Consider the following 16,564-nt stretch of genomic DNA (forward strand, 5'->3'; position numbering starts at 1 on the left):
CCCAGCACTCATACCCCCTGTTCTAGGGGAATGAGGTAACAACCCTAGGCTTTTTTAGTTACATGTATGGCAGAGAGGTGACAATTGCGCCCTGCAAAATAAAAAAGGCCCCGAAGGGCCTTTTTCTTGCGCTGTGAAAAATCAAGCGGCGAGGCGCTGCTCGATCTTGGCCTTGGTGGCGGGCATTTCAGCGGGCAAGTGATAGGCCAGTTGCTGGAAGAGCTCGTCGTGCAACTTCAGCTCTTGCGTCCAGGCGGCCGTGTCGATGCCGATCACCGACTGGAACTGTTCCTTGGTGAAGTTCAGGCCAGTCCAGTTGATGTCTTCGTACGTGGGGCTCAGGCCAAAGGCGTTTTCCACGCCCTTGGTCGTGCCGGCGATGCGGCCCAGGATCCATTCCAGGACGCGCATGTTTTCGCCGTAGCCAGGCCACACGAACTTGCCGTCGGCGCCCTTGCGGAACCAGTTCACGCAGTACACGGGCGGCGTCTTGTGGCCAGCCTTTTGCAGCTTGGCACCCACGTCCAGCCAGTGCTGGAAGTAGTCGCTCATGTTGTAGCCCATGAAGGGCAGCATGGCGAAAGGATCGCGGCGAACCACGCCTTGCTGGCCAAAGGCAGCGGCGGTGGTTTCGGAGCCCATGGTCGCGGCCATGTAGACGCCTTCGGTCCAGTCGCGGGCCTCGGTCACCAGGGGCACGGTGGTGGAGCGGCGGCCACCGAAGATGAAGGCATCGATCGCCACGCCGGCGGGGTTGTCCCACTCGGGGTCGAGCGCCGGGTTGTTGGTCGCGGCCACGGTGAAGCGGGCGTTGGGGTGGGCGGCCTTGGCGCCGGTTTCCTTGGCGATCTGGGGCGTCCAGTCCTTGCCTTGCCAGTCGATCAGGTGGGCCGGGGGCGTGTCGGTCATGCCTTCCCACCACACGTCGCCGTCGTCGGTCAGGGCGACGTTGGTGAAGATGGTGTCGCGCAGCACCGACTGCATGCAGTTGTGGTTGGTCAGGTCGTTGGTGCCAGGGGCCACGCCGAAGTAACCGGCTTCGGGGTTGATGGCGTACAGACGGCCATCGGCTCCGGGCTTGATCCAGGCGATGTCGTCACCGATGGTGGTGACCTTCCAGCCGTTGTAGCCCTCGGGCGGGATCAGCATCGAGAAATTGGTCTTGCCACAGGCGCTGGGGAAAGCCGCCGCGATGTGCGACTTCTTGCCTTGCGGGTCGGTCACGCCCAGCAGCAGCATGTGTTCGGCCAGCCAGCCTTGGTCGCGGCCCATGGTGGAGGCGATGCGCAAGGCAAAGCACTTCTTGCCCAGCAGCGCATTGCCGCCGTAGCCGGAGCCGTAGGACCAGATTTCGCGGGTGGAAGGGTAGTGGACGATGTATTTGACGGTGGGGTTGCAAGGCCAGGCCACGTCTTTCTGGCCGGCTTCCAGCGGAGCACCCACGGTGTGCACGCAGGGCACGAACTCGCCATCGGTGCCCAGCACGTCGATCACGCCCTTGCCCATGCGGGTCATGAGCTTCATGTTGACGGCCACGTAAGGGCTGTCGGAGAGTTCGACCCCGATGTGGGCGATCGGCGAGCCCAGGGGGCCCATGCTGAAGGGCACGACGTACATCGTGCGGCCCTTCATGCTGCCTTTGAACAGGGCTTGCTCGCCGGTTTGCAGCTTGGCGCGCATTTCAGCGGGCTCGCACCAGTTGTTGGTGGGGCCGGCGTCTTCCTTGCGGTCGGTGCAGATGAACGTGCGGTCTTCCACGCGGGCCACGTCGGACGGGTCGGTCACGGCCAGGTAGCTGTTGGGACGCAGTTCGGGGTTCAGCTTCTTGAAGCTGCCAGCGGCGACCAACTGGTTGCAGAAGCGGTTGTATTCTTCTTCAGTGCCATCGCACCAGTAGATGTCCTTGGCTTGCGTCAGGGCGGCGATTTCGGCCACCCAGGCGATCAGCTTGGCATTCTTGACGTAGGCGGGGGCATTCACAGGCACCCCCTGCGAGACGGTTTGGTTCATGACGATGGCTCCAAAAAGTAAAAAACAGGGTCTCGACAGCGCGGCTACAGCCTGGGCTGCGCTCTCGACACCCCGCCGGGTGAAATACCAAACAGCGAAACCTCGTAGTTTAGTCCACCCCTTCTTGTTTGAGTTCCCCCCCTTTCCGAGGGGTTTCCGAGGGGGTGCCAACTCTGTCACACAGCAAGCACCGCGCCAGGTCTTGGCAAGCCCTGGATTCCACTACGCGACAATGCCCCTCGGCCTTGATACAAGCAAACAGGCCGAACAGCTTGAACGCAAAGGGTGCGCGCGATGAATCGACGGGATTGGATGGGATGGACCGCTGGCCTGTTGGGCCTGCCCGGCTGGGCCGGCGCGCAAGGCCAGGAGGTCCTTCGCCTGGGGGTCGATGGCCTGATCCAGGACACGGGGCTGGGCGGACGCTGGAAAGCCGCGATGGGCCGCGACCTGGGCCTGGCGGCCCAGTGGGTGCGCGAACCCTCGGGCACCATCTTGCGGCAACTGGAGTCGGGCGAGCTCTCCATCGGCCTCTTCCTGAGTCACCCCTTGGCCGACCGGCTGGAACAGCAGGGCCTGATCCACGATCGCCAGACGCTGGCGCGCATGCAAGTGCTGCTGGTGGGCCCGGCATCCGACCCGGCCGGCCTGCGCGGCGAAAACGACGTGGTCCGGGCCTTGCATCAGATCCTGGCCGGCCAGGCGGCAGGCGCCTGCCAGTGGCTGCCAGCCCCCAAGGATTCGGCCTTGGAGGGCTTGAGCGACACCCTCACCAGCACCTTGGGTGCGCAGAAGCTGACCACCAGGCCCGCCCCGGGCAGTGCGCTGCCGCCTTACCGATTGTTGACCCAGGCTGATTGGCAAAAAATGCCCCAAGCTGAACGCAAGGTCCTCAAGGTCCTGGTCCACCAGGACCCTCGCCTGTGGCTGAACTGCCAGGTGGCGCGCTCGTTCAAGACGGCCCATCCCGCTGGCAAGCTGCTGGTGAAATGGCTGCAGGGACCGCTGGGGCGTCAAGCCGTGGCCACCCAGGGATCGGCGTGGCAAAAAGCGCAGGGGTGAGGCGATGAGCGCCTGGGAAGTCGACGCCCTCTGCTTGAGCGCGCAGGTCGCCATGCTGACACTGCTGCTGAGCACGCCGCCCGCCGTGGCGCTGGCCTGGTTGATGGCCAAGGCCCGCTGGCACGGCCATTGGCTGGTGGACGCGGTGGTGCTGCTGCCCATGGCCTTGCCGCCAGCGGTGATCGGCTTCGCGCTGCTCATGGGCCTGAGCGACGAAGGCCAGCTTGGACAGTGGCTCGGCCACCTGACGGGCTGGACCCTGAGCTTCTTCCCCAGCGGGGCGGTGCTGGCCGCCAGCCTGGTGACCCTGCCCTTGATGGTGCGCGTGCTGCGCCCCGCCTTCGAAGCGATCGACCCGATGATGGCGCCACTGGCACAGACACTGGGGGCCACGCCCTGGAGCGCTTGGTGGAGCATCACCCTGCCGCTGGCGGCACCGGCGGTGCTGTCGGCCATGGCCCTGGGCCTGGCCGCCGCCTGGGGCGAAACCGGCGCCACCTTGGTGCTAGCCTCCGCGCTGCAGCCCAATCCGCGCGTCGGGCACGCCACCTCCACCGTGCCCCTGGCCCTGATGCAGGCCTTGCGGACGCCGGACAACCTGCCCGCCGCGACGCGCCTGGCCCTGGTCTCGGTGGGAGTGGCTTTCGTGGCGGTGCTGCTGAGCGAGGCCGGACGGCGCCACTGGCAAGGCCGCTGGGCCGCGATCCGGCAATCGGGGGCGGGCGCATGAGCGCCAGTCCCAAGCCGGTCAAGGTGCTGCCCCTCCCCCTGAGCGTGGAGCTGCGCCTGCAGCAACCTGGCCTGGACATCCAGGCGCAGTTCCGCGTCCTGCCGGGGCGCGTGTGCGCCATCGTGGGGCGTGGCGGGGCTGGCAAGTCGGCGCTGCTCAAGGCGGCAGCTGGACTCCATCCGGCGCTGGGAGGCCGGGTCGCTCTGGGCAACCAGGCCATCTACGACTCGGTGGCCCGCGTCAACCTGCCGCCGCACCAGCGCCGGCTCGCCTGGCTGGACAGCCAAGCCCACCTGTTCCCGCACCTCAGCGTTCAAAGCAACCTCGAATACGGGCTGGCGCGCGCGCCCAAGCCGGTGCACGGCCCCGGCTTCGATGCCGTGACGCAATGGCTGGACCTGCGTTCGCTGTTCAAGGCCCGGCCTTCGCGCCTGACGCCCGCCCAGCGCTTCAAGGTCGCCCTGGGCCGGGCCCTGCTGTCCGCACCCCGGGCCATCCTGCTGGACGACCCCCTCGGCGGCGTGCCCGAACACGACCAGCCCCCCCTGCTCGACCTGCTGGCCCAGGTGCCTGCGCGGTCCAAGCTGCCCGTGGTGCTGATCAGCCCGCGCATGAACGAAGTCATCCGCATGGCCGACGACGTGATCGTGCTGCACGAAGGCCGCATGACCAGTGGCGGCATCGCCACCCAGATCCTGTCGGACGTGTCCCTGTCCACTTTCCTGGAAGGCGCGAACGCCGGCAGCGTGATCGAGGGCGAAGTCAAGCGCCACGACATCGAATGGCTGCTCAGCGAGGTCGACGTGGCCGGTCAGCGCGTGACCGTGCCCGCCGCTTTGCATGCCGTCGGGCGAAAAGTGCGCCTCAAGGTCCGCGCGCGCGACATCAGCCTGCACCGCGACCTGATCGAAGGCAGCAGCGCCAGCAACCAACTGCGCGGGCGCATCACGCAGATCATGCTGGCGGGCGAGAACGGCTCTTATGGCGCGGTGGGCATCGAGTTGGACCACCTGCGCGATGCGGGTGACTTCTCCATCCAGCCGGGCGTGCAGATCTGGGCCCTGCTCACCCGCAAGTCCATCCAGCAGATGGACCTGGCGCCAGGCCAGCCTTGCGTGGCCAGCTTCAAGGCCATGTCGGTGGCGGTCTCGGGCTGGCGTTGATGTTGCTATGCTCGAACGGTCCGCCGTTCACCTTGCCATTGCCCAGGAGTACTTCATGACCGTCGCCGATCGCCGTGTGCTGTCCGTCAACACCGCGCTGGTCCAGCCCATGACCATCGACGGCAAGCAGGTGATGACGGCCATCCGCAAGCAACCCGTCAGCTCGCTGCCCTCGCCCGAACGCATCGGGGTGAAGCTGCTGGGCCTGAACCAGGACGAGCAGGCCGACCCCACGGTGCACGGCGGACTCTCCAAGGCCGTCTACGCCTACCCGCACGAGCACTACCCGTTCTGGCAAACGGTGCGCTCGCAGGCCAAGGCACAAGCCTGGGACGAGCCCCTGCCCCACGGCATGCTGGGCGAGAACCTGACCCTCACCGGCCTGCTGGAAGGCGACGCCTGGATCGGCGACGTGCTGAAGTTCCCGGATTGCACGCTGGCCATCAGCGAGCCGCGCCATCCCTGCTACAAGTTCGCCGCCGTCATGGGCTTCAACCAGGCGGTGAAGATGATGGCGCAATCGGGCTACTGCGGCTTCTACCTGGCCGTGCGCGTGCCCGGCACCATCGCGGCCGGCGAAAGCTACGAGCTGATTCCCGGCGCCCGCGAGGTCAACATCGCCGAGTTGTTCAAGTCCGACATGCGCAAGAAGTAAGCAGGCCCGCCTGGGCAGCTCAGCCCAGGACTTCGACGATGGGGTTGGACACACCGCTCATGACGTGGCCAGCCGGCACGTGTGGCGCCGCGCCATCGACGTGACCAGTCTGGTCGTCGAAGAAAAAATCGGGCTCGAACTCGCGCAGGAATTCGCCTTTGGGCAGGCCGCCCAGGAACATGGCTTCGTCGACCTCGATGTCCCAATCCATCAGGGTGCGGATCGCGCGTTCGTGCGCCGGGGCGCTGCGCGCGGTGACCAGGGCGGTGCGGATGCGCATGCGCTGCTCGTCGGCGCTCGCCAGCTGATGGCCACGCTGCTGCAGGTCGTGCAGCGCTTGCAGCAAGGGCTTGAACGGCCCGGCCGGCAAGGGCTTGGCGGCGCGCTCCTGCTCGTGCAACTGGAAGGCGTCCAGGCCACCGCTCTGATAAATCTGCTCGGCCTCGTCGGAAAACAAGACCGCGTCGCCGTCGAAAGCGATGCGCACTTCGAAGGGATGCGCTTCACCGGCCCGGGCCGAATGCGGCAGCACCCGCGCGGCCGGCACGCCTTCGAGCAAGGCCGAGCGCACATCGGCCTCGTTGGCCGACAAGAACAGGTGCGCCTGCAAAGGCCGCAGATAACGGTAAGGCGATTCGCCCCGCGTGAACACGCCGCGCTGGATCGGCAGGCCATAGTGCCGCGCCGAGCGGAACACGCGCATGCCCGACACCGGGTCGTTGCGCGACAGGATGACCACCTCGACGCGCGGCTGGTCGGGGGAATTGAAGGCCAGCAGCTTGCGCACCAGCGAGAAGGCCACGCCCGGCTTGGCCGGCTCGTCCAGCCGCTTGAGCTGGTGCTTCATGTAGGCACGGTCGTCCCGGCCCTGGTCGAACAGGCGGTTCTCGTCCTCGAAGTCGAACAGCGCCCGCGACGAAATCGCCACCACCAACTGCCCTGACAGACTGACCGGCATCTTGACCGTCCCCTTCTTGTTCGATGAAGAAAGGGCCAGTATCGCCGATGGCCGGTCAGCGCCGTTTCGTCATTGCGTGAAACCCATGGGCGTGCGCCGCCCCTGCGCATCGGGCAGGTCGCGCTGTTCCAGGCTGTGGCGGCCATCCAGCTTGGCATTGCCGAAGGCCGTCATCAGGGCGCGGCGCATCTCGCGCGGGGCCAGGTGACTCAGGTTGGCCAGCACGGCCTCGCTCAGGTCGGGGTCGAAGCGCTGGCCCCAATCGTGGTCGGCGCGGATGCTGCGGTACAGCTTGGACGCGATCTTGCGCGCAGCTTCTTCGCTGGGCATCTCGATTTCGAACACGTTCATGCGGTTCAGGATGGGATCGGGGATGCCCCGCGCCTCGTTGGCCGTGGCCACCCAGATCACCTGGCTGGCATCGATGGACACCTCGGCGAACTCGTCGGTGAAATGGCCGGCGGTGTCGTGCTCCAGCAGGCTGTAAAGCGAGCCCAAGGGATCATAGGCGTGCTCGCCCCCGCTCTTGTCGATCTCATCGACCACCATCACGGGGTTGGCGTACTGGCCCTCGACCAGCGTCTCGAACACCTTGCCGGGACGCGCGCCTTTCCATTGGCTGGACGCGCCCGACAGCACCCAGCCCGCCGTCATCGAACTCATGGACACGAAGCCCATGCCCGTGCCCAGCAATTGCGACACCTCGCGGGCGAAGTGCGTCTTGCCGACACCCGGAGGGCCCAGCAGCAGCATGGGCGTGATCTCAAGCGCGTCGCGGCTGTCGGCGCACAAGGCCAATTGGCGGCGCAGATCGTCCAGGGCCTCGTGGAAATTGGGCAGCTCGTCGTAAAGGTAGTCCATGGCCGGCAGGCCCGAGGGCTTGACCTGGAAGCGGTCCGGGCCCATTTCCAGCATGCGCTCGTAGGTGGCGCGCAGGGATTCGTGTTCGCGCGGCGGCAGCTTGCCGAGCTTCTTTTCGACTTCTTCAAGCCGATAGACGTGCCGCATGTGCGCGATGGGGATGCGCGGACGCGACCCCTCGTTTTGCACCGTGACCAGTTCACAACCAGTGTTCATGCTCAACCCTCCGATACCACGAAGACGCTGAACCATCATGCAACAAACAGACCCGGCGGCGAGCCCCCGATCAAGGGGATTCCCTCCGCCTATATCGTGCTTACTTCACCCAGGTGTTCATCTGCATGATCGGCATCATCACGGACATGACGATCAGCATCACCATCAGGCCCATGAACACGATCAACAGGGGCTCGAGCACGGTGGCGATCGCCAGGGCCTTGCGTTGCACTTCGGCGCTGAGCTGCGTGGCCGCGCGTTGCAGCATCACGGGCAGCTGACCGGTCTGCTCGCCCAGGCGGGCGAACATCGACAGCAAACCCGGAAAGCGCTTCTTGGCCGCCAAAGCAGAGGCCAGCGGCGCGCCTTCGCGCACCTGCACCAGGGCTTCCATGGCATCGGCCCGCATCGCCCGATTGGACAAAGTTTCCGCCGCTGCTTGCAAAGCTTTCAAAATCGGCACGCCGGAGCCGGCCAGCATGGCCAGCGTGCCCGCGAAGCGCGCCGCGTTGTAGCCGCGGGCCAGGCGGCCAATGACCGGCAAGCCCAGGGTGAAGGCGTCGAATTTGCGGCGGAAGGCCTCGCCGCGCAAGGCGAACACCAGCGACGTCACGCCACCGATGATCATCAGCAGCAGCAACCAGCCCCATTCGCGCATGAAGCCGCTCAGGCCCAGCATCACGCGCGTGAGCAGCGGCAAGGCGCGCTTGCTGCTTGAAAACACCTGGGCCACCTGCGGCACCACGAACACCAGCAAGGCCACGACCACCACGATGGCGAACACCGACACCACGGCCGGGTACAGGGTCGCACCGATCAGCTTGGACTTGAGGGCGCCCTGCTCTTCCAGGTCATCGGCCAGTTTTTCGAGCACGGCGCCCAACTGGCCACTTTGTTCGCCCGCCGCCACCACGCCGCGGTAGACCTCGTCGAACTCTTTCGGCGAGCCCGACAAGGCGCGCGCGAACGGCGAACCGGCGTTGACCTCGGAGCGCAAGTGGGCCACCAACTCGCGCTGCGTGGGGTCTTCGGCCTCGTCGGCCAAGGCCGTGAGCGCGCGCTCCAGCGGCAGTCCCGCCGACACCAGCCCCGACAATTGCCGCGTCCAGATCGCCAGCGAGGTCGAATTGAAGGCCCGGCGCGTGAACATGCTGCGCTGCTGGCCCTGCGCCTCGGTGACCATCACCAGTTCGACCTTCAAGGGCACCAATTGCTGCGAACGCAACTGCGCCCGCGCCGATTTTGGATTGTCGGAGTCGACCAGACCGGTGACGGTCTTGCCACTGGTTTCCAGGGCTTCGAAACGGAAGGCAGGCATGGTGAGTCTTCGGCCTTATTTCGCGACTTATTCGCGCGTGACGCGCAACACTTCTTCCAGCGAGGTGATGCCCTCGGCCACCAGGCGGTCGCCGTCCTCGCGCATCACCTTCATGCCGTTCTTGGCCGCGGCCTCGAACAGCTGGGCTTCGGACGCCTGGGCGTGGATCAAAGCGCGGATGTTGTCATCGGCCACCAGCAGTTCGTACACGCCGGTCCGGCCCTTGTAGCCGGTCATGCCGCACGCGGCGCAACCCACGGGGTGCCAGCGGTGGTATTCGTCCTCGCGCTTGCAGTGCACGCACAGCTTGCGCACCAGACGCTGCGCCATCACCCCCAGCAAGCTGGAGCTGAGCAGGAAGGGCTCGATGCCCATGTCGGTCAAACGCGTGACCGCACTGGCGGCATCGTTGGTGTGCAGCGTGGCCAGCACCAAGTGACCCGTCAGCGATGCCTGCACCGCGATCTGCGCGGTTTCGAAGTCGCGGATTTCACCGATCATGATCACGTCAGGATCCTGCCGCAGGATGGCGCGCAGGGCCTTGGCGAAGGTCAGGTCGATCTTGGCATTGACCTGCGTCTGGCCGATGCCATGCAGTTCGTATTCGACCGGGTCTTCCACGGTCAGCACATTGGTGGTCGTTGAATCGACCGTGCTCAAGCCCGCGTACAGCGTGGTCGTCTTGCCCGAACCGGTGGGGCCGGTGACCAGCACGATGCCGTGCGGCTGGCGCAGCAGGCGCTTGAAGCGGTCGAGCGATTCACCGCTCATGCCCAAGGATTCGAGCGTGAACTTGTTGGCATCGCCCTTGTCGAGCAGACGCAGCACGGCGCGTTCGCCATGCGCCGAGGGCAAGGTCGACACCCGCACGTCGACCGCGCGGCCGCCGATGCGCAGCGAGATGCGGCCGTCTTGCGGCATGCGCTTCTCGGAGATGTCCAGCTCGGCCATGATCTTCAGGCGCGAGATGAGCGCGGCGTGCAGGGCCTTGTTGGGCTGGACCACTTCGCGCAGCGTGCCGTCCACGCGGAAGCGCACGGCCGATGAACGCTCGTAGGGTTCGATGTGGATGTCGGAGGCGCCGTCCTTGGCGGCCTGCGTCAACAGCGCGTTCAGCATCCGGATGATGGGCGCGTCGTTCGAGGCTTCCAGCAGGTCCTCGACCGCGGGCAGGTCCTGCATCATGCGCGACAGGTCGACGGCGTTTTCCACCTCGCCGACCACCGCCGCGGCGCTGCCCTCACCGCCCGCGTAGGCCACGGCGATGCGCTGCCCCAGCGATTCGGCCGGTTCGCGTTCCAGGGTGTCGATCACGAACATGCGCATCACTTCGGACAAGGCCGAGCGCGACACTTGCTCGCTGGCCCACAAGGTGGCGCGTTCGCCATCGCTTTCCAGCAGCAAGCTGTGGGCCTTGGCGAAGGCGTAGGGCAAGGGGTGGCGGACGGCCATGTTACTTCTCCACGGCGGGCTTGGCAGGCACCACGGGGCTCAGCTTGGGCGCGAAACCGGAGTCGGCCGGCATCACCACGGTGGGCGCGGGCGCATTGGGATCGTCCAGCGGCTGCTTCACCGAAGGCATGGTCAGCTCATTGGACAGTTTGAGCGGGTCGAGCACGGGCACCTCGTTGACGCGCATGACCGTGCTGTGCTGCGGGGTGCTTTCGATCTGCTTGTTGCGCATGTACTCGTAGCGGTCCAGGGTGAAGGCATTGGCGGCCTCCTGGGTGCGCATCACGATGGGCCGCAGGAACACCATCAGGTTGGTTTTCTTGCGCGCACGCGACTGGCTCTTGAACAGGTTGCCCAGGTAGGGAATGTCGCCCAGCAGCGGCACCTTGTTGTCGTTGTCCTGGTAGTCGTCCTTGAGCAGCCCGCCCAGGACCAGCACCTGGCCATCGTCGATCACGACGGTGGTTTCGATGGAGCTCTTGGTGGTGGTCGGCCCCGTGCCGGTGTCGGCGCCCGCCTTGACGGCGGAGTCTTCCTGGAACACCGTCATGCGCACGGTGCCGCCTTCGCCCACCTGGGGCCTGACGCGCAGGGTCAAACCCACGTCCTTGCGGTCCACGGTCTGGAAAGGATTCACGGTGCCACTGGAGGTGGTCTGCGCGTTCGAGTAGGAACCCGTCACGAAAGGCACGTTCTCGCCCACCACGATCTTGGCTTCTTCGTTGTCGAGCGCGACCATGTTGGGCGTCGACAAGACATTGGCGCCCGCGTTCGTTTCCAGGAAGGTGGCCAGGGCACCCAGGCTGTACTTCCCGTCACCGATCGCGCGGGCCAGGCCCACCGTGAACCCGGAGGGCAAGACCAGGCTCTTGGTCGCGCCGCTCACCACGGAAGACAAGGTGTTGGAGCCCAGGCTGGTGCCCATGCCCAGCACCGTGTTGCCACTGCTGCTGATGTTCGTGCCGCCCGCCCAATTCACGCCAAGCTGCGCGGCCTTCTCGACATCGACCTTCACGATCATCGATTCGATGTAGATCTGCGCGCGGCGGCCGTCCAGTTGATCGACCACGGCGCGCAACTGCTTGTACAGGGCGTCCGTCGCCGTGATGATGAGCGAGTTGGTGCTGGGGTCGGCCTGGATGAATCCCCCGGTCGACGGCTGGGCCGAACTGGCCACCGGCGTCGTGGACTGCGTCGAGGCGGTGCCGCTGCTGGAGCTGCTCTGGTTGTTCGACGAAGGCAGGCTCGGCGCACTGGTGGACGAGGAGGAGGCACCGCCACCCGACGACGCACCACCCGATGAACCGCCGCTGCTGGGGAATGAGGCCCGCAGCACTTGGGCCAGCTTCACCGCGTCGGCGTTCTTCAGGTAGATCACGTGGATGCCGCTGCCGCCCAGGCCCGCCGTGCCGGGCCGGTCGAGGCGCTGGACCAGGTTGCGGACCAGTGCCAGGCGCGCCGGGTTCGGCGCGCGCACCATCAGGGTGTTGGTGCGCGGGTCGGCCATCACCAAGGTGGCCTGACCACCCGCCACCCCCGGGATGCCGGCGGCACCGCCATCGGCCATGCGCTGCACCATGGGCGCCAGGTCGGAGGCGATGGCGTATTGCAGGGGCATGGCCTCCATGTCCGTGGACGAAGGCACATCCATCGCCGCGATCATCTGGCCGATGCGCTTGAGGTTGTCCGCGTAGTCCGTGATCACCAGGGTGTTGGTGCTCGGGTTCGCGTTGATGGTGTTGTTGGGGCTGATCAGCGGACGCAGCACCGTCACCAGGCTGTTGACGTTTTCGTACTGCAGGCGAAAGATCTGCGTCAGGATCTGGTCACCCGACCGCTTGACGCCAGAACCCACCTCGACCGTGCCGGTCTGCAGTTTGGCATCTGCCTCGGGCACGACCTTGAGCAGGCCCGCCACCTCGACCATGGCGAAACCCTGGCCGCGCAAGGCCGCCAGGAAGTTCAGGTAAGCCTCGCGGGGTGTCAGCGGTTGTTCGCTGTACAGCGTGATGGTGCCCTTGACGCGTGGATCGACCAGGATCTGCTGGTCGACGATGGCCGCCATGGCCCGCGCCACGCCTTCGATCTCGGCATTGACGAAATTGAGCGTGACCGTGGGCCCGCCCTTTTTCACCGGGGCGGCCTGCGCCGCGCCAAAAGCCGAGGGCATCAGGCAGCCTGGCCCAAAGGTGAAGGCCAGGGCCGTGGCCAGCGCGAGCGCGCGGGGACGAGACAACAGAGGATGGGTCGTCATGACTTATCCGATCGAGATTACGGAACGGTCGCCCATGCGACGACCGATGATGTTCAAGAAACTGTCGAGCGCACCGCGCTCACTTTCGTTGGCCCGCGCTTCACCCCGGAAGCGCAAGCCGTTCAAACCCACTTGCCCTTGACCCGACAGCTGCAAAGCGCCGTCCACGGTCATGAGCGACAAATTCACGCGGCCCTCCGGGTCGCCCACCAGGTCGATCCGGTAGGAACCCAGCCGGTCGAGGGTGGTGACGCTGGACGACACATCGTCGAACCCGACTTGCGCTTGCCCTTCCAGGCGCACGCGCCCGTGGACCCATTCGACGGCCATGGCGTTGGTGCTCAGACGCACCACACCGCCCAGTTGCAGGGTGTTCCAAGGGGTGCCCAGGCCGGTCAGCCAGGCCGCGGGCCAATGCCCGACCGGGCCCGAGGGCGACACCGCGATGCGCGCGCGGCCCCATCCCGGCCGAACCTCGATCACCACGGGCGTGGGCACGCAGCAATCTTGTTGGACCGTGAGGTTCAGGCCGGTCAGGCGCGGGCGCAAAGTCCAGTTCAGCCGCCCCGGCAAGGCCCGGGCATCCCGACTACCAGGACCACCGGTCAGCACCACCACGGCATCGCCGTTCCACACGGTACCTTGAGATTCGGCCAGCAACAAGCGGCCGTCGCTCAAAACCACCAGCCCCTGCGCCAGCCAGCTGGCGGGCGAGTAAAGGACCAGGCCCATCAGTGCGCCCAAGGCCCCGCCCCACCAACCCCAGCGGCGGCCAGCCTTGCGCATGTTCTCCCAACGCGCCACCTCGAGGGTGGACTCCATCCAACGCGTGGTCGCGGCCATGCCGCCAGACCACCAGGCGGCGGGAGATTTCAGGTTGGAAAGGATGGACATGCCGTGTGTTTTCCCGCTCAGCGTGCCGAAGCCTGCCCGGGCGCCAGGCCCAGGACCACGGTGCCCGAATAGTGGGCGGGCTCGGATTGCGTCAGATTGGCTTCCAGCGGCCGGACGCGGGCGGCCGCGCGCACCTCGCCCAGCCAGTCGGCCAGGGATTCGCCGGACACCTTGGTGAACTCCACCGTGGCCCGGTCGCCCTGGATGTTCATCCGCGCCGCGGTCCCGAGCCGGTCGGTGGCGGCTTTCAGGGCGGCCTCGGCCTGCACGGGCGAAACGGGCGACTGCTGGCGCAAGGCCTGGGCCTCGTCGGCCAGGGCCCGCATGCGCCCGACCTGGGTGGTGATGTCGCGCAACTGCGCCGGGGTCTGCTGCATGCTTTTCCAGGCGGGCCGGATGAACACCAGTACCAGCACCGCCAGCAGCACCAGGGCGCCCGCGACCTGGGCCATCTGGCGTTCACGCGGGGCCATCGCGGCCCAACGGGCCAGCATCTGCTGGCGCAGGACGTTGAAGGAGGTGGCTTCTGATTCAGTGCTCATGAATGGCTTCTGGTGGGCGGTCGCTCAACTGCGCGAGGCGCGGCGCACGGTCAGGCGGCCGTCGGTCACCTCGACCTGGGCACCGGTGGCCGACAGCTTGCTGCGGAATTGGTCGATGTCGGCGGGGCCCCAGGCCGGCGGCGGCGCCAGCACCAGGCTGTTGCCGTCGTACTGCAGCGCGGCGGAGGGCGTCTCGTTGGGCCAGGCGCTGGCGACCAGGGACATCAACCCTTCGAGGTCGTTGTCGCTCGGCTGGCCGGCCAGGGTGCGCAAGGCTTCGGTCTCACGCTGCATCTGCACGGCCGGATCGAGGATCACGGTGACCTGAGGGTAGGCCTGCTTCAGCACGCTGGTCATCTCGGCCTTCTTGAGCTTGAGCTGGTGCTCCTGCTTCCAGGCCCACAGGTTCAGCCCCAGGATCTGGGCCGCGACCAGGGCGGCCAGACCCACGCGCACAGGTCGCCATTGGGGACTCAGGAACTGCCGCCAGCGGTCGGACACCGCGTTGAAGCCCTTGCTGTTGGGCGTGAGGTCAAATTGCAACAGATTCCAGAGCGAACGGTTCGCTTGCAGCAAATGCTCGGACTGGGTCTGCACCGTCACGGCCTGGCCCAGCCAGCGCTCGGCGGGCGAGGCCACTTGCGGCGTGGCGAAGAAACGGGTTTGCGGCGGCAGCGCCTCGGGCACCAAGGCGCGCGACAGGCCGCCGGTCAAAGGCCAACTGGCCACGCCATCCAGGGTCGACCAGGTCAGCACGATTTCCAGGCCACGGTCGGGGGCCGCGCCACTGCCGGCTTCGTGGACTTCATGGAAGTAACCGGTGGCCGGTTCGTCGGGCCACACGGCCGGCGCCACGCGGTCCACGCGCAACTTGGCCTTCTCGAGCAACATCATCTGGCCGGTCAACCAAGTCAGGTCACAAGCGGCCACCCACGCGGGCTGGCCCGCCTTGGCCGAGGGGGCCAGGGCCAGGTGCATGTCTTCGGGATCGGTCAGCAAGGCGTCTTCGAGCATGCTGGCCAGGGCGGCACGCAGGCGTCCGGCCGGGGCCTTGGGCACGGTCAGCTTGTGCCAGCTGACATCGGTGGGCGCCATCACGGCCACCACGGTGTCCGCGCGCGGCACCATCGACAAGGCGCAACGCCCCTGCCGGGCCACGGTCTGGCCATCGACGCTGAGCACGTACGCGTAGTCCTTGGTCGCCTGGGCCACGGACGACGTCGGCTCCGCCACGGCCAGGTCGGCATTCAGGCGCGAACGCGCGGGGAGTTGAAGGATGAGGATGCTCATGCCCGGCAGTCAAAAGGGTTCGAAAGGAAACCGCACATCAAGGATAGATGCCTCGGCATTGTAGAAGCCGCGAAATAAGACACGTTTAAGGATAGATACTGGCTTGTCACTTGCCGGGATCCACGCCGGAAAAGAGTTCCTGACTCATGACCACCACCTCCATCTGCCTGCCCGTGCCCGACCGCTTGACCAGACTGCGTTGCTTCATGATCTGATTTTCAAGGCGCAAAGTGCCGGTTACCTCGAAATACAGGGAGTTCACCTCCAGCCCGCCCGGGGCAGTGCTCAAGGCGGCCTGCTGCTGCACAACGTTCAAATCCTTGAAATACTCGCGTTGCCGATACTGGACCAGCCGTTCCGCCGTGGCCAGGTCGATGCCCAGCACCGCTGCCAGCACTTCCTTGGGCGCCGTGTTGGGATTGACCGTTGACGAGCCCCCGATGGTTTGCGAAAAAGGCAGCAACGTCACATAAGGCCGGATTCTTTCGATGGTGGCAGCATCCAGCGAAGGCAGCAACCAGCGCAATTGATCGAGCTTCTGGGGCATCAGCGGCGCGCTGGCCAGGTTCGACGCCGAACCGCCCAGGGCCGTGAACGCCGCGTTGGTGTTGAGCGCCGCCAGCGTGGCTTTCTCCAGCGCATCGGCGATCTGGGTCGCCAAGGTCGGCGGCACATCCCTGATGCTGGTGAACAGGGTCTGCAGGATCACCACCTGGGCGGGGTCCACCTTGGGCGCTGGCGTGGCCGTCATGTCGATCACGTTGCGCAGGTTATAGCGCGCGTTCATGTCCGCCACCTGGCCGGACAAAAATGCATCGGGCGCATCGTCGGTGTTGTCCTTGTCCACCGACAGGAAGGCCGAAAGGCGCGTTTCCTTCAGAGACTTCGCCCAGTTCTGCCCCAGGTTCGTCGGCTCCGGCGTCCCATCGGTCCGTATCAGAGAGCCATCATCCTTCAGGATCAGGCGCGAAAAATCCAGGGCGCCTACCAGCAGCCATTCCAGTTGCTGGCGCCCACGCTCGGCCGATTCGACCTGCACCGCGCGCCATTGTTGCCACACCATGGACGAGGCGATCGTGGCCACCACGGTGACGATGACCATGGCCATCAGCAGAGCCGCGCCGCGCTGGCCTTGGCGTTGTGGGATCAAGGCCGCCAT

At 66.2% G+C, this 16,564-nt stretch carries 14 protein-coding genes; 4 read left to right on the plus strand and 10 right to left on the minus strand.

What is annotated here, in order from left to right; genetic code table 11:
• Window positions 1-141 precede the first annotated feature (141 nt).
• Window positions 142-2,010 (minus strand): phosphoenolpyruvate carboxykinase (GTP), encoded by a 1,869-nt coding sequence (locus ACREB4_RS02035; protein WP_431586522.1) that lies wholly within the window; start codon window positions 2,008-2,010, stop codon window positions 142-144.
• Window positions 2,011-2,322: 312 nt separating this feature from the next.
• Between ACREB4_RS02035 and ACREB4_RS02040 the strand changes: the two genes are divergently transcribed.
• From ACREB4_RS02040 to ACREB4_RS02055, 4 genes are read left to right on the plus strand one after another with little or no spacing between them, the layout of a single operon-like run.
• The gene (locus ACREB4_RS02040) at window positions 2,323-3,072 is read left to right on the plus strand and encodes a substrate-binding domain-containing protein (RefSeq protein WP_431586523.1); all 750 of its coding nucleotides are present in this window, start codon (window positions 2,323-2,325) and stop codon (window positions 3,070-3,072) included.
• A 4-nt stretch (window positions 3,073-3,076) separates the two neighbouring features.
• Window positions 3,077-3,802: a molybdate ABC transporter permease subunit gene (locus ACREB4_RS02045; protein ID WP_431586524.1), complete on the plus strand. Its 726-nt coding sequence runs from the start codon at window positions 3,077-3,079 to the stop codon at window positions 3,800-3,802.
• Complete coding sequence (locus tag ACREB4_RS02050) at window positions 3,799-4,965, plus strand: molybdenum ABC transporter ATP-binding protein (protein WP_431586525.1); 1,167 nt, start codon at window positions 3,799-3,801, stop codon at window positions 4,963-4,965. Before ACREB4_RS02045 ends, ACREB4_RS02050 begins: the two co-directional genes overlap by 4 nt.
• A gap of 55 nt (window positions 4,966-5,020) precedes the next feature.
• A complete protein-coding gene (locus ACREB4_RS02055) occupies window positions 5,021-5,620 on the plus strand; it encodes an MOSC domain-containing protein (RefSeq protein WP_431586526.1) in 600 nt (199 codons plus the stop codon).
• 19 nt (window positions 5,621-5,639) lie between these two features.
• On the opposite strand, the gene ACREB4_RS02060 is transcribed toward ACREB4_RS02055, so the two are convergent.
• The 9 genes from ACREB4_RS02060 to gspK all read right to left on the minus strand — a co-directional run bounded on the left by ACREB4_RS02060 (window position 5,640) and on the right by gspK (window position 16,564).
• Window positions 5,640-6,578, minus strand: a complete 939-nt coding sequence (locus ACREB4_RS02060) for a 5'-nucleotidase (RefSeq protein ID WP_431586527.1) — start codon at window positions 6,576-6,578, stop codon at window positions 5,640-5,642.
• Between the two features lie 69 nt (window positions 6,579-6,647).
• Window positions 6,648-7,655 (minus strand): AAA family ATPase, encoded by a 1,008-nt coding sequence (locus tag ACREB4_RS02065; RefSeq protein ID WP_431586528.1) that lies wholly within the window; start codon window positions 7,653-7,655, stop codon window positions 6,648-6,650.
• Window positions 7,656-7,755: 100 nt separating this feature from the next.
• Window positions 7,756-8,973 carry a type II secretion system inner membrane protein GspF gene (gene gspF, locus ACREB4_RS02070; RefSeq protein WP_431586529.1) on the minus strand — a complete coding sequence of 406 codons (1,218 nt, stop codon included), beginning with the start codon at window positions 8,971-8,973 and terminating at the stop codon, window positions 7,756-7,758.
• 27 nt (window positions 8,974-9,000) lie between these two features.
• A complete protein-coding gene (gene gspE, locus ACREB4_RS02075; protein WP_431586530.1) occupies window positions 9,001-10,425 on the minus strand; it encodes a type II secretion system ATPase GspE in 1,425 nt (474 codons plus the stop codon).
• Window position 10,426: 1 nt separating this feature from the next.
• Window positions 10,427-12,679 (minus strand): type II secretion system secretin GspD, encoded by a 2,253-nt coding sequence (gspD, locus tag ACREB4_RS02080; RefSeq protein ID WP_431586531.1) that lies wholly within the window; start codon window positions 12,677-12,679, stop codon window positions 10,427-10,429.
• Window positions 12,680-12,682: 3 nt separating this feature from the next.
• Window positions 12,683-13,573, minus strand: coding sequence for a type II secretion system protein N (gspN, locus tag ACREB4_RS02085; protein ID WP_431586532.1), 891 nt, complete (start codon window positions 13,571-13,573; stop codon window positions 12,683-12,685).
• Window positions 13,574-13,590: 17 nt separating this feature from the next.
• Window positions 13,591-14,115, minus strand: coding sequence for a type II secretion system protein GspM (gene gspM, locus ACREB4_RS02090; RefSeq protein WP_431586533.1), 525 nt, complete (start codon window positions 14,113-14,115; stop codon window positions 13,591-13,593).
• Window positions 14,116-14,139: 24 nt separating this feature from the next.
• Window positions 14,140-15,405 carry a type II secretion system protein GspL gene (gene gspL / locus ACREB4_RS02095; RefSeq protein ID WP_431586534.1) on the minus strand — a complete coding sequence of 422 codons (1,266 nt, stop codon included), beginning with the start codon at window positions 15,403-15,405 and terminating at the stop codon, window positions 14,140-14,142.
• 106 nt (window positions 15,406-15,511) lie between these two features.
• Window positions 15,512-16,564 (minus strand): type II secretion system minor pseudopilin GspK, encoded by a 1,053-nt coding sequence (gspK, locus tag ACREB4_RS02100; protein ID WP_431586535.1) that lies wholly within the window; start codon window positions 16,562-16,564, stop codon window positions 15,512-15,514.

Origin of the sequence: Aquabacterium sp. (assembly GCF_050725395.1) — a bacterium.
Lineage (GTDB): Bacteria > Pseudomonadota > Gammaproteobacteria > Burkholderiales > Burkholderiaceae_C > Aquabacterium.